Annotated in this window: 12 protein-coding genes; 9 read left to right on the forward strand and 3 right to left on the reverse strand. The window is 34.3% G+C overall.

All coding sequences use genetic code 11. The features are described 5' to 3' along the window. Position 1 precedes the first annotated feature (1 nt). From I583_RS15560 to I583_RS15575, 4 genes are all read left to right on the forward strand, one after another. Positions 2-1,519, forward strand: coding sequence for an ABC transporter permease/substrate-binding protein (locus I583_RS15560; RefSeq protein ID WP_010762371.1), 1,518 nt, complete (start codon positions 2-4; stop codon positions 1,517-1,519). A gap of 994 nt (positions 1,520-2,513) precedes the next feature. Then, the gene (locus I583_RS15565) at positions 2,514-3,464 is read left to right on the forward strand and encodes a hypothetical protein (RefSeq protein WP_010762372.1); all 951 of its coding nucleotides are present in this window, start codon (positions 2,514-2,516) and stop codon (positions 3,462-3,464) included. Between the two features lie 41 nt (positions 3,465-3,505). Further along, positions 3,506-3,730: a hypothetical protein gene (locus I583_RS15570; RefSeq protein WP_034683658.1), complete on the forward strand. Its 225-nt coding sequence runs from the start codon at positions 3,506-3,508 to the stop codon at positions 3,728-3,730. A gap of 11 nt (positions 3,731-3,741) precedes the next feature. After that, on the forward strand, positions 3,742-4,341 hold the full coding sequence (locus I583_RS15575; RefSeq protein ID WP_010762373.1) for a hypothetical protein: 600 nt from the start codon (positions 3,742-3,744) through the stop codon (positions 4,339-4,341). A gap of 74 nt (positions 4,342-4,415) precedes the next feature. Here the strand turns inward: I583_RS15575 and I583_RS15580 are convergent, their stop codons facing one another. Next, a complete protein-coding gene (locus I583_RS15580) occupies positions 4,416-4,901 on the reverse strand; it encodes a helix-turn-helix domain-containing protein (protein ID WP_010762374.1) in 486 nt (161 codons plus the stop codon). A gap of 267 nt (positions 4,902-5,168) precedes the next feature. Between I583_RS15580 and I583_RS15585 the strand changes: the two genes are divergently transcribed. The 5 genes from I583_RS15585 to I583_RS15605 all read left to right on the forward strand — a co-directional run bounded on the left by I583_RS15585 (position 5,169) and on the right by I583_RS15605 (position 10,698). Beyond that, entirely contained in the window at positions 5,169-5,528 is a 360-nt protein-coding gene (locus I583_RS15585; RefSeq protein ID WP_010762375.1) for a lactococcin 972 family bacteriocin, read from the forward strand. A gap of 214 nt (positions 5,529-5,742) precedes the next feature. Continuing rightward, positions 5,743-7,884 (forward strand): hypothetical protein, encoded by a 2,142-nt coding sequence (locus tag I583_RS15590; protein WP_010762376.1) that lies wholly within the window; start codon positions 5,743-5,745, stop codon positions 7,882-7,884. Beyond that, on the forward strand, positions 7,874-8,512 hold the full coding sequence (locus I583_RS15595) for an ATP-binding cassette domain-containing protein (protein WP_010762377.1): 639 nt from the start codon (positions 7,874-7,876) through the stop codon (positions 8,510-8,512). Before I583_RS15590 ends, I583_RS15595 begins: the two co-directional genes overlap by 11 nt. A 171-nt stretch (positions 8,513-8,683) precedes the next feature. Beyond that, on the forward strand, positions 8,684-9,139 hold the full coding sequence (gene argR, locus I583_RS15600) for an arginine repressor (protein WP_010762378.1): 456 nt from the start codon (positions 8,684-8,686) through the stop codon (positions 9,137-9,139). A 38-nt stretch (positions 9,140-9,177) separates the two neighbouring features. Continuing rightward, positions 9,178-10,698 (forward strand): phosphohexomutase domain-containing protein, encoded by a 1,521-nt coding sequence (locus I583_RS15605; protein WP_010762379.1) that lies wholly within the window; start codon positions 9,178-9,180, stop codon positions 10,696-10,698. Between the two features lie 47 nt (positions 10,699-10,745). Here the strand turns inward: I583_RS15605 and I583_RS15610 are convergent, their stop codons facing one another. Next, positions 10,746-11,606, reverse strand: coding sequence for an RluA family pseudouridine synthase (locus I583_RS15610; protein WP_010762380.1), 861 nt, complete (start codon positions 11,604-11,606; stop codon positions 10,746-10,748). 578 nt (positions 11,607-12,184) lie between these two features. Next, on the reverse strand, positions 12,185-13,141 hold the full coding sequence (locus tag I583_RS15615; RefSeq protein ID WP_010762381.1) for an endo-beta-N-acetylglucosaminidase family protein: 957 nt from the start codon (positions 13,139-13,141) through the stop codon (positions 12,185-12,187). Between the last annotated feature and the right edge of the window lie 345 nt (positions 13,142-13,486).

The following is a 13,486-nucleotide window of genomic DNA, read 5'->3' on the forward strand; positions in this document are numbered from 1 at the left end:
TATGGGAAAACTGATTGAAACATTCATTGCCCGTAAAGAAGACTTTATTCAAGCGGTCGTCGAACATATCCAACTATCGTTATTGTCATTATTGATTGCGATTCTTATTGCAATTCCGTTAGCCATTCTACTGACGAATTACAAAAAAGTCGCTGAATTTGTTCTGCAAATTACGGGGATTTTCCAAACGATTCCGTCACTGGCTTTATTAGGATTACTGATTCCGGTTATTGGGATTGGCAGTCCACCAGCTATTGTGGCGTTAGTGATTTATGCCCTGTTTCCGATTTTGCAAAATACGTATACAGGCTTGACTGAAATCGATCCTTCGTTGGAAGAAGCAGCTGAAGCTTTTGGGATGAATAAACGGGAAAAACTAATCAAGTTTGAGTTGCAGTTAGCGTTACCTTATATCATTTCAGGGATTCGCACAGCAACCGTTATGATCATCGGAACAGCGACACTTGCGGCCTTGATAGGTGCAGGAGGTCTCGGAACATTCATTTTACTTGGAATCGACCGAAACAATGTGTACCTGATCTTGATTGGAGCAATTTCTTCCGCTGTTTTAGCAGTATTGTTTAACTTTGGGATCCATTTATTGGAAAAAGCTACAGTGAAACGAATTGTAGCCGCATTTATGGTGTTACTTGCTTTATTAGTGGGTTCATTTGTCTATACTCATCATGAAGCAGAACAAAAAGAAATCACTGTTGCAGGAAAATTAGGTGCAGAACCAGATATCCTGATCAACATGTATAAAGAATTAATTGAAGCAAATAGCGATATCCACGTAAACTTAAAATCAAACTTTGGGAAAACCAGTTTCCTATTTAATGCACTAAAATCTGGTGAAATCGATGTCTACCCTGAATTTACAGGAACCGTACTTGAAACATTTTTGAAGGACAACAAAAATACATCGAATGATCCAAGAGAAGTGTACGAATACGCACGAGATCAAATTAAGAAACAAGAAAATATGGATTATCTCGAACCAATGCGTTATCAAAATACGTATGCGGTGGCAGTCAAACGATCATTTGCAGAAGAGAACGGTCTGAAAACCATTGAAGATCTGAAAAAAGTTGAAAGTCAGTTAAAAGCTGGTTTTACGCTAGAATTTATCGATCGTGAAGATGGGTATAAAGGATTGCAAAAATTGTACAACTTGAATTTAGATGTGAAGTCGATGGAACCGTCATTACGTTACCAAGCAATCAATAATGGGGATGTGAATGTGGTAGACGCTTATTCGACTGATAGTGAATTGAAGCAATATGATTTGGTGATTTTAAAAGATAATAAACAGCTATTTCCACCGTATCAAGGTGCGCCATTGCTGAAAGCTGAAACGCTTGAGAAATACCCGGAATTAAAAGAATTATTGCAGCCTTTAGTTGGTAAGATCACGGAAGAAGAAATGAGTGAGATGAATTACCAAGTGAATGTGGAGCAAAAAGATCCGGCGACCGTTGCGCATGATTATTTGGTGGAGCATGGGATGTTGGAAGAATAGTAATGGATAAATGAACAGATACAACAAGGGAGATGAATCGTTATCTTTCTTGTTGTATATATATAATTAATTATAGAGCAAATTATATAAGGCGACAATTAGAATAATTGTTCCCGCTATAAGTGCCAAAATTCCAGATAGTGTATTAAATATTTTACAAAAGCAAGTATGCTAAGTTGCTTTTCAGAGATATTATAAGGTATAATTAAAGAGAAGGTAATCGATAATCATTACGATTACAAAAAAGCCAGTGCTGATAACACTGACTCTTTAGTTGAATATTGACTAAAGCTCGATAAGACGAATTGCCACTATCTTACTTTAGCTGAGCAGATAGTGGTCTTTTTTTACTCAAAAATAGAAGTGATAAAAAGTTTGATCCCTTCGACAATATAGTAAGCCACAAGTGTGACTACTATTTTCGAAGCGATATCTTTTAACAAATCTTTCAAGGACCGCTTTTCCTAAGCAATAAAGCAGGACAAAAGCGATAAAGACATATCTTTATGGCATCAACTCCTTTTTCAGAGCTTCAGCCGTTATTCAACTAGTTATAGTATATCAAAAATTGTACTGATAGTGTATTAAATATTTTACAAAAAATAACGAGCAAACAGTCAGCCTAGAAGAATGTTTATCTGATCGAATGCTACGGATTCTGGTAGATAGCATTCTTTCTTAACTATACGCATTATTGACTTAGGCAACTTGATTTATCATTGTATAAAGCTCTGTAGGATGACGACCAATCTTCCTGCAGAGTGCTTTTTTATTTTGTCTAGCTGAACGAGATTTGTTTGGCTAGAGTTTTTTCGTTCTATCTTATTTTATTTCAAATTAAGTTAGGTTGAGAGGTAATGGGGGAATGTAAGTTTGTGTAAAAAAAGTTATTAATAGAATTTATATCTATGTATTTAGAGTATAATGTATAACTTTTTGTTTGTTTTTGTTATAATGAAGAAGAATTTTATCATAGAAAAAGGAGAGTTACATATTGAGCACTTTTTTAGTAGTATTTTTAGGGATTATCTTATTATTAATTTTTATTTCAATGTTTTTGTTTTGGAGATTAAATACAAGGAAGAAAAATCAACAAGAGCAAACAAAATCCGATTTAATAAAAGAATTTTCACCGTTGATTGTGGCTTATGTAGGGATTATTATTACTGCATTACCTTACGTAATTCCAGAAGAAAGAGTTCCTGTTTTCTTTCCAGAATATGAGGATAAGATATCAGAAATTGATGAATTAAAAAAAGAGAATAGCGAACTAAAATCAGTGATAGCGGATCAGACTCAAGAGAAAACTAAGTTGTCTAAAAAGAATAAAGATTTAGAAGAGAAAAATTATGCTGAGCTAACGAAAGCATCTTTAGTAGTGGACGGTTTGGCAATTGAAGACGGAAATAATGTAGTTGCAGATGTTAATGATACGTTCTATTACAATGAAGATGTATTGAAAAATTTTGTTGATCAAGAAATAAATTATAATGATGAAGATAAGACAATCTATATAGGAAAAAAATCTGATCAGAAGATTACAAAACAAAAATTATCGGAGCAGTATGGTATCTTGTATGGTGGAAAAGATTACAAATCACTTAAAGATGTAGAAGATGATTACTATGTTGGAGGGAAAAATATTGAAGGCGGGTTTGTTATTAATGGATCTACTTGGAGAGAAAATTTTGCGTTACTAAATACAAATAATAAGTTTATCAAAGTAGAGTTTGATGTTGGGAGAACAGACGAACCAAGTAATTCTTTGGAAAATGGGAAGATGAAAATAGAGTTCAATGGAGAAAAGAAACACCAAGAAAGTATTCGTGCAGACATAACCACACAGCATTATGAATATGATATTACAAATGTAGAGACACTAAAAATAGCTTTGGCTGACAGTAACTCTACGTTTGGATTTTATAATATTGTTTTTACTAAATAAGGTCAAATTGTCTTTAGTAGACTAGAATACGGTGATAAAAAATGAAAAAACTAACTGTAATAACACTTCTTTGCTCAAGCATTCTTTTAACTGGTTGCAACAATACGTCTTCCAAAAATGCCGAAGTCAAAGAGCAACCAACAGAAAAAAGCAGTTCAAATGTAACACCTAAAACCAAAGAAGAAACATCATCAGAAGTCAAAAAACAAACTACTACTCTTATCTCGATGAAGTTGATCGTTCCAACATACAATCATCAACAGTAGAATCATTTCTAATGTATGATAATACCAACCCAAAAAGTCTTCAAGAAAATACAAACACTATTTTCTTAGCCCGTGTAATCTCTATAGATAAAGCGGATGTAGATGCCAATCTTTCTGAAACTGACAGCAACAGCATTTTACCTGACACTTATGGAAAGCTAGAAGTATTGAAAAATATTGAAGGAACAACAGATAAAGAAGTATCATTTATTAGATCAGGTGGTATTATCAAAGAAAAAGATCGATTTAAAAACGCTGAAAAAGAAGAAGTAGATAAACACAATCGTTTGAGAGCTGAATTGGGCCGGCCCCCTATTACTCAGAGTGAGGATTGGGTGGAAGTGAGAGAAGATGGCGATATTGAACTTCAAGCAGGTGAGGTATATTTGTTCTTTGCTACGTATAGTGAGGAAAGAGGAGCATACATTCTAGAAGGCTATCAGTATGGTGCTTTGCTACTAGAAGATGACGAACAACCAATTTCAAGAACACGTTCTGTCCCAAATGAAATTGGAAAAACATGGAAAATAAAAAATGCTTCTTCAGGTGAAGAGCAAGATCTTGGCGATTATTTAAAAAATGAGCTAGGAATCGAGCTAAAGGAAAACTAGGCAAATAAAACCAAATGTAATCAAAATATAGTAAAAAGCTTTAAGATCTTTTATCACAAAGATCTTGAAGCTTTTTATTGATTTCTTACAATAGCCTGAACAATAATAAGAATCAAAACGGGAACTACAACATTAAATACATATAGTTTATAACCCGTTGAAATGAAGAGTATAATCATATTTGCCAATAGAATAACTCCTAACAAAAATAGAATAAACCATGTGAAAACGCTATGTGTATGTAGAAAAAAAGCGCTTTGTATCAAATTAAATATAAGAATCATTACAATAACAATATTTATACAAATAGCTAAGTACTTTATAAGCTTTTCATTGTGAAAGCTTTCTTTTTTTTCAGAACTTTCTTCAGATAACAAAAATGATAACTGGATATTATAGAAATCACAAATTCTATTTAATGTTTGAATGTCTGGAACCGTTTTTCCATTTTCCCATTTTGAAATAGTCTGCCGTGTGACAAATAGCTGTTTCGCCAATTCTTCTTGTGTGTATTTTTTCTGTGTTCTTAATGTTTTTAGTTTATAACCTAAAGAATCCATATTCCCTCCCTATGTAAATATAAATATGCACAATTTTATTTTAGCATAATTCACATTGAAAATTAATAATAGTTTATTGTAGTTGCAAAAGTAAAGTGCCAAAAAGGCATTATTTAGGCATGGAAAGTTGAGTTTCCACGGTGGAAATCTAAATGTACAGGCTTTTTTTGTCATGTAACTCGATAAGTTCTTTATAAAAATAGCCAAATGCTAGTAAGCTAAGTTTGTACTAGAAATGGTAACAAAAAAGTAATGGAGGACGATAGTATGAAGAAGACAATTTTATTTTTGGGGATTTTAGCAACGACGGTTGTGGGTGGCTTTTCGGTACAAGCAAGTGAAGACCCGGAAGCTTTATTTGGAGGTGGAATGGAAGCACGCAATGGTGTAACTCCAGATGATGTTGTTCCTCAATCAAGATATGCCGCTGGTGGAGGAGACTTTGCGTGTGGTGTTAATGGATTTAAAGTCTGGGCAAGATACGATCACTCTAGAAGAACGCATAGTGCGACAGCTAAGAATGGTTGGGGTGGTTCTGTCCGCGATAAGCAAGGTGCTGGCAGACGCGCTTATGCAACTGCAAATGCCGCGTTATCTGGTAATACAGGTTGGTGGAATGTCTACTAGGTAGCTAAATATGGATAAACGGCGATAAAAAAGCAGCTCCGTTGAAAATAAGAAGAAATACTCAAAAATTTGAATAACACAAGGTAGGTACCAATCATCATCAGCTCGTAAACTCACTGTGATTCTTGGGGATTTTCGTGAATTTCTTTTTATTTCTCGGAGCTAATTGCTTTATCTCGACCTCTTTTTATTCTTTTAGAAAGGTTGCATACATATGATTAAAAAAATAAATTTTTGTTTATCAACGATAATTTTTCTGTTACTGCTATTTTCTGCTACTAGTTTATTAAAAGGATTAGATATAAAAAAGGCACTTTATGATAATACGAAGGAACTGCATATTATTTATGAGCCCGGAATTAATTATAAACAGTTTGTTTATGATCTTTACGAGACTTCTCTTAAAGAGGATATAACAATTTCGCAGTACAATTTTACTGCGAAAGACACATTAAGTATTCTCTCGACAAATCCTAAGATAAATCCATTCTTTCGCTTGAAATCGGGCGTATTTCCTACTAATTCAGAATCTTCTTGTGTGGCAAATTATTCTGATGGAAATCGAAAAAATATAGGAAGTATCAATTTACCTAGTGATTATTTAAAAATAAAACTTTATTCATTTGAATACGTAAAAAATATAGGACTAGGAAATGTTTTCTACATCCAAGGGAATGGGCGCCATAAAAAGCTTATTGATGTATTCCAAAAATACGGAACTATTAAGATAGCTAACCCAGTTATATCAGATACATTTACAGTTAACATCTACCAAAATCTGATTACGTTGTACTTGATTATATTTTTCTTTGTTTGTATCATTTCATTAGCATTTTCACAAAGGAAAATGATTTCTTTGAAAAAAATCTTGGGCTATTCTATTCGACAAATTGTATTCCAATCCATCAAGTCAACTTTTTCTATAGTCTACGGACTGCTACTAGCTTTAACTCTATATATTATTTTATCTAGGGATATAACTCTCAACCTAGTTTGGTCATTATTACTTTGCGTATGTGTTTACTTGTTATCGTTAATAGTCTATAGTTCGATCGTAGTATTTTTGTATCAGTTTACAAATTTAAAGAATAATATAAAGGGAGCTGCGCCAAGTAAATTATTAACAATAATCCTTGGAGGAGCGTTGTGTATCACATTATTTCTGTTTCTTGGGAAATCACAAGAAATAAAGCAGGAGTTCAAACATTATAATAAGATAAAGCAATCAACGCAATTGTGGGCAAAAACTGAAAATCTATATAAAACAAATATAACAAATCAACTAGATAGAGGAGACCCATTAGAAGAAACAACCTATTTGAAAAATGCTCAATTATTTTATGAAAAGCTTTCAAAAAAACATAAAACATTTATAATAGCTCCCTATAACTATACTGTTTTAAATGACTCAAAAGGAAAATCCATAATCATTGGACAAGATAGAATCCCTGATAAAGAGGAATATATTACTTCGCCAGGAGGGGCGGATATCACCATTGACACAAATTATTTAAAGGTTAACCCCATAAAATTTATTAACCCGTCTGAAATGGAACAAATGAATGCAGATGCTAATACACAGTCATTGTTAGTGCCTCAAAAATACCAGAAATATGAAGCAGAAATCAAGCAAAACTATTTATCAGATCTGAAGTTCAGGCTAACGGAAGAACCTTCAAATGGATTGATTTCATTGGACAAAGTAAAAATTCAAGTGCTGTATGTTGAGAATCAACAAAAGTATTTCACTTATAACTCATTTTATGGAACCCAAGCGGACGAAAATAAAATCGAAGATCCTATAGCTGTAGTCGTAAACCCAAAATTAATGGATGGACTCTTTTGGGGGAATATATTGACGATGAATGGTGGTCTGTTTATTGATTTTGATAGTACATCGAAAAAAGAGCCTTTTGACCTGATTAAACAAGATGTGAAAGATTCAGGTCTCAATGGTATTGTGAATTTTACGTTATCAGTTTTTAAAGAACGAGGAGAAGAGACGGCAAGAAATGAAGCGAATGTCTTTAACCTAAGTATTCAATATAGTATCTTGATTATCTTGATTATCACGTTGAATGTTCAAATTATGTATATCTTATTCAAGTTGAATGCAAAAAAACGATTGGTAAAAGAAATATTGGGGTATTCAGTATTTAATCAAATGACTGATATTGTATTGATTCCAATACTCATAGAGTTGACTACTGTAGTCCTCTTTAATGTTTTACATTCTCAAACTTCGATTGTAGTAGTACCGCTTGTCATCATTGCATTATTGAACTGCTTCATTTATGGATGCATCTATTTGAATAGTAAGTCTATTACTTTGAAAGGAGATTTTTATGATATTTGAAGCAAATAACTTATCGATTGAAATCAATAAGAAGAAAATCGTCACCAATTTTAACTTATCAGTAAAAGCAGGAGATTTTATCTTAATAACTGGTAAGAGTGGTACAGGAAAAACGACGCTCATTAATAATTTGAGTTTATTGGAGAAGGTCTATACAGGAAGTTTAAACTATGAACAATTTGAAAATACGAAAAAAAATTGCCAAAGGATTAGAAAAAATGTAATCAGCTATATGTTTCAAAACTATGGGTTACTAGAAAATATGACGGTTTTAGAAAATCTTAAACTAGCTATTAAATACAATAAATCGTTTAAAAAAAGTGATCTTACGCTTCTTCTAGAAAAATTTTCATTATCAGAATCGATTTTAACGAAAAAAGTATTTTTATTGAGTGGAGGAGAACAACAGAGAATCGCTCTGATTCGTTCATTATTGAAGCCGTTTGATATTATTTTTGCTGATGAACCAACTGGAAATTTAGACGATGAAAATGCTTCATTTATAATAAAGTATTTTCAATATCTAGTAACGGAAAAAAATAAAGCAGTTGTAATGGTCACACATGATAAACAATTATTGAAATATGCTTCCCTAGTTATAGACTTAGACCTTAAACAGACTCAGTAGAATAGGAAGCAGCTAAAAAAGAGTATGAACAACACGTAAGTCTTATGAGCAGTGTCGTTCATACTTTTTTTCTTTTCTCATAATAAAGTAATTTTTACCAAAAAGAAATGCAAATTTCCTCAACTTTCGCTATAATAAAGAAAATAACCAAAACAGGAAGTGTAGCTAAACATGAAAAAAGCAGACCGACAACGGTTGATCAAGCAACTGATCACAGAAAATGAAATAGAAACCCAAGACGACCTGATTGCACTTCTTGAACAATCTGGTGTCAAAGCAACCCAAGCAACAGTTTCAAGAGATGTACGTGAAATGAGCATCGTTAAAACACACGGCTCAGATGGTCGAGTGAAATACGCCTTATTTTCTCAACAACAAGCATCTAGCAGTGAGGAAAAACTAAAAGAATCTGTGAAAGATTCAGTGATTCGCATGGAACGTGTCCAATTTATGGTGATCGTTCATACAGATATGGGCGCAGCAGATGTCGTCACTAATTTTTTAGATGAAGTCAGTTATGAAGAAATTGCAGGAACGGTCGCAGGTGTTGATACCATCATTATTATTGCTCGTTCGGAAGATGACGCAGTAGCTGTTGTTGAACGTTTTGAGGCAATGATGGATTAAAATAGAACCAATCAAAAAATGAAGGGAGATTTGGTTACATGGATTTGAAAGCGTTACAAAACGGGTCAGATATAAGAGGAATAGCAGTAGAACATGAGGGAAAAACAGCGAACTTAACACCAGCGCAAGTCGGGAAAATTGCAGTCGGAATGGTTCATTGGCTTCGTGATGAAAAAAACTTAGCTGACAAACATCAATCGGGACAATTGAAAATCGGTATCGGTCATGATAGCCGGATTTCAGCAGATAGTTTGAAACAAGCCTTGATCGATAGCTTTTTTGAGCAAAATGTCGAAGTCTTAGACTTTGGTTTAGCGACAACGCCAGCCATGTTTATGGCTACGCAATTTCCGCAATATGATTGTGATGCAGCAATTATGATCACAGCCAGTCATTTGCCTTATTATTTTAATGGCTTAAAGCTGTTCACTAAATCTGGTGGTGCAGAAAAAGCGGACATTGCTTTTATCTTAGAACACGCTGACGAACCTGCACTTGTAGCAAAAGGCTCAGTAACCAAATACTCGATTTTAGAAGATTACTCTGCTGATTTAACTGATAAAATTCGTAAAGGCATGAAAACGGCAGAAGAAAAACCTTTATCTGGTTTTCATATTATAGTCGATGCTGGTAATGGCGCAGGCGGTTTCTTTGCGGAAAAAGTCTTAGCAAAACTTGGCGCAGACATTACAGGTTCGCAATTTTTAGAACCTGACGGTATGTTCCCTAATCATATTCCTAATCCAGATAATAAAGAAGCAATGGCAAGCATCCAACAAGCTGTTTTGAAAAACAAAGCTGATTTAGGGGTGATTTTTGATACGGATGTGGACCGCTCAGCAGTGGTAGATGCGTCAGGCGAAGTCATCAATCGAAATAATTTGATTGCGGTCTTAGCGACGATTGTTTTGGCTGAATATCCTGGTAGCAGTATTGTGACAAACTCACCAACTTCAAGCCATCTGAAAGAGTTTATCGAGTCAAAAGGTGGCAAACAAGTGCGTTATATTTCTGGTTACCGCAATGTGATCAACAAAATGATTGAACTCAATGATGAGGGAATCGATACCCAATTAGCGATCGAAACAAGTGGACATGCAGCCTTTAAAGAAAACTACTATTTAGATGATGGGGCCTATGTTATCGCTAAAATTCTGATGTTGTTACCTACATTAAAAAAAGAAGGCTCAACACTCGGTGATTTGATCAGTTCATTAAAACAACCAGCAGAAACCCAAGAATTACGTTTTGAAATTTTGGACAGTCATGTCCGTGATTATGGAGAGCAAGTAATTCGAGATTTAAGTGGGTTTGTTTTAAGTCAACGAGGCATGAAAGTCGATCCTGAAAATCATGAAGGAATTCGAGTAAATGTTTATGATGAGTATGGGAGAGGTTGGTTTTTACTGCGGATGAGTTTGCATGAACCATTGTTGGTTTTACAAGTTGAAAATGATCAAGCTGGGATGAATCAAAAGGTTTTAGATGAATTGGCTCTTTTTTTTGAAGGGTATAAACAGTTAGATTTAACTAAACTATACGAAATATTGAAAAAATAATAAACAGCTAGGAAAGAACAAAAAAGTTCTCTCCTAGCTGTTTCAGCTTACCACAAACTAGGCTCAGCAACTGCCATAATCGTTTCTCCAGTAAATGGGTGTGTCAGGTGCAGCTCATAAGCATGAAGCATCAAGCGCCCATTAGGTTTTGGATGATACAAGGGATCACCAATGATTGGATGCCCAATGCTTGCTAGATGTACACGGATTTGATGCGTTCGTCCCGTTTCCAGAACACAATAAATAGTGGTATGGTTCGTCTTTCGATCATAAGTTTCAACCTCAACATGAGTAACAGCACCATCGCCATTTCGTTCATCAATCACTCGTTTTCGTCGATCATGACGATCACGGCCAATTTTTTTTCGAATGGTCATAGACTCTTTTAGAATACCTGAAACGATTGATTGATAGCGCCGATAGATTAGCTTGCTTTCTAGTAATCGGCCTAAAATCGGTAATACAAAAGGGTTTTTAGCAAATAAAATCGCACCACTAGTTTCTTTATCAAGCCGATGAACCACATAGGGGATTTGGTTTTTAGGTGCTAAGTATGCGGCTAAATGGTTAAGTAGTGTGTCATTTTCATTTGGTTGATTCGGGTGAGTTTTCATGCCGATCGGTTTATTTAAAATAATCAAATGGTCATCTTCAAACAGCATATTCACTTTAGACTCATTCCCCAAAAGAATCGTAGGCATCGGATAGTCTTCTGATTCAAACTGTAAAGTAACAATATCGCCACTTTTCACAGGAAAATGGAATAAAGCGGGCTCTCCATTGATCGAAACATTTTTTCGAGTGCGCAAAAAGTGTCTTACTTTACGAGGAACTAACCATTCTTGTTCAAGCAGTTCTCGGACGGTTTGTTCTTTAAAATTCTTCGGTAACTGGATGGCTAATTCCATTTGTTTTCCACCTTTTCAATAGCGTTCTATCTTAGTTTAACAAATGGAAGGATAAGTGCAAGTGGTTAGGTAGAATTAAAGAGACAGAAGAGGCAGTAGTCTATTTTTGAACTGGATTGGTAGAAAGAAATAGCTTTTCTAAAGGGTATTTTTGTATTGTTTACTATTAAATCACGTTATTTTTTTGATTCACAAGTAAGAAGACTTCTCTCACTATTTTTAGCTCATCATCTACTCTGGCAAAGCCAGTTGTAGTCCTTTAATTCTTAGAGCTGTAGCTCTTAGAAAATAAAGGGAGCAATGTATCTTTCTGATACCTTGTATTGTGCATCATCGAATCACTTCGTTCTTTGTGATTTACAACAATGAGATCGAAACGAAGTGTAGTGATTGAAAGCAAATACCCGTCCTTTGGGGAAGGACGGGAAAGGAGTTAAAAATGAAAAAGTGTTTTGTTAGGGTTGTTTGTTGGTATACATATATAATACAAACTAAATATGAATTTTTTGTGTATTAATTTGTCTAAAAATGTAAATATTTTCTAAAGAAGGGTTTAAGATTTACACAAAAATTCCTAACTAGTTATTATTCATTGTATTGATCAAACGTTTCGTCCAGTTAAAATCGGTTTTTGTGATTGTATCATCACCATATGTCTTACCATCCCGATCGATAGCATAGACAAACATCCCGCCTTTTTGACCATCTTTTGGATTCCATTTTGCATAAGAATAAGCTCGGCTTGTTTCATATGGTTCTACCGTATCATTCCAACGGTTGTGATCTTGTTCTTCTGGGAAAGAGATGCCAGGAAGAAATTGTTGCGGCGTAATTGACGTTTTGTAGGTATTCCATGTATTATCTAAAGAACTAACTGAACGGCCATATGCTTGGACAAATAAATAATCAAAGTAAGAGGCTGTTTTTTTAAATAAAGAATGATTATCTTTATTTGTATCATAAATCAATAATTTTCCAGAATTGGAATTTGGACCTAGTTTTTTAGATAAAGCGTTGAACGTACCAACCGCCATTTCTTCTTGCTTCGCAGTCAAACTAGATTCCATATCAACATCCAGTCCATCTAAATTCCACGGAGTTAGATAAGTATCAATCAGTTGTTGTGCATATTTATCATATTCAGCTGTCGTGGGCGTAGTACCTGCATGAGGAACATTCCAAATTTCTCTTATATCGATTGTCCGAATGACACGAGTCCCTCTAGCATGCAGTGTAGGGACGTAAGTATCTTTCAAGGTATCCCAAAATTTCTGTTGATTTGTTCCAGGATTGACATAATGGAAAACAGAGACAATATCTACGCCTTCAGGAATATCTGTCATGGCAGTGACGTTTGGATCAGGCAAGGTGGAATTTGCATCGTGAGGCATTGTAACGTCTCGCCATGTACGATAATAAGCCATCATGATCGGATCTTTTGAATTTGCTTGAGTAGCATCTGATTGATTAGGCAACAGACTAAAACTTAGTAAAAAGAAAATCGGAATAAGTAAAAATGTTAGTTTTTTAGACATAAAAATTCTCCTCTTCTATTTTTTGTAAAACGGTTACATTTCAAAAAAAGTGTAGCATAAAAAAAGGTATAATAACAGTTAGGGAAGCGCTAGTAAATCATCTAGGTAGAAGTTTCACATCTGTTAGTCAGAGCTGAAAATTTTCTCAAAACAAAAAGAGACCCACTCTTTGGGGAAGAGTGGGAAAAGGAGTTAAAAAATGAAAAAGTGTTTTGTTAGGGTTGTTTGTTGGTATACTTGTATAATAAAGGGAAAATATGAATTTTTTATGATCAAAGTTCTGTTAAATTAGCACTTTTTTTCAACGAAAAGAAGAATTTATACATAAAATGCTATTTTCCTCCG

The organism is Enterococcus haemoperoxidus ATCC BAA-382 (assembly GCF_000407165.1).
Taxonomy (GTDB): domain Bacteria; phylum Bacillota; class Bacilli; order Lactobacillales; family Enterococcaceae; genus Enterococcus_L; species Enterococcus_L haemoperoxidus.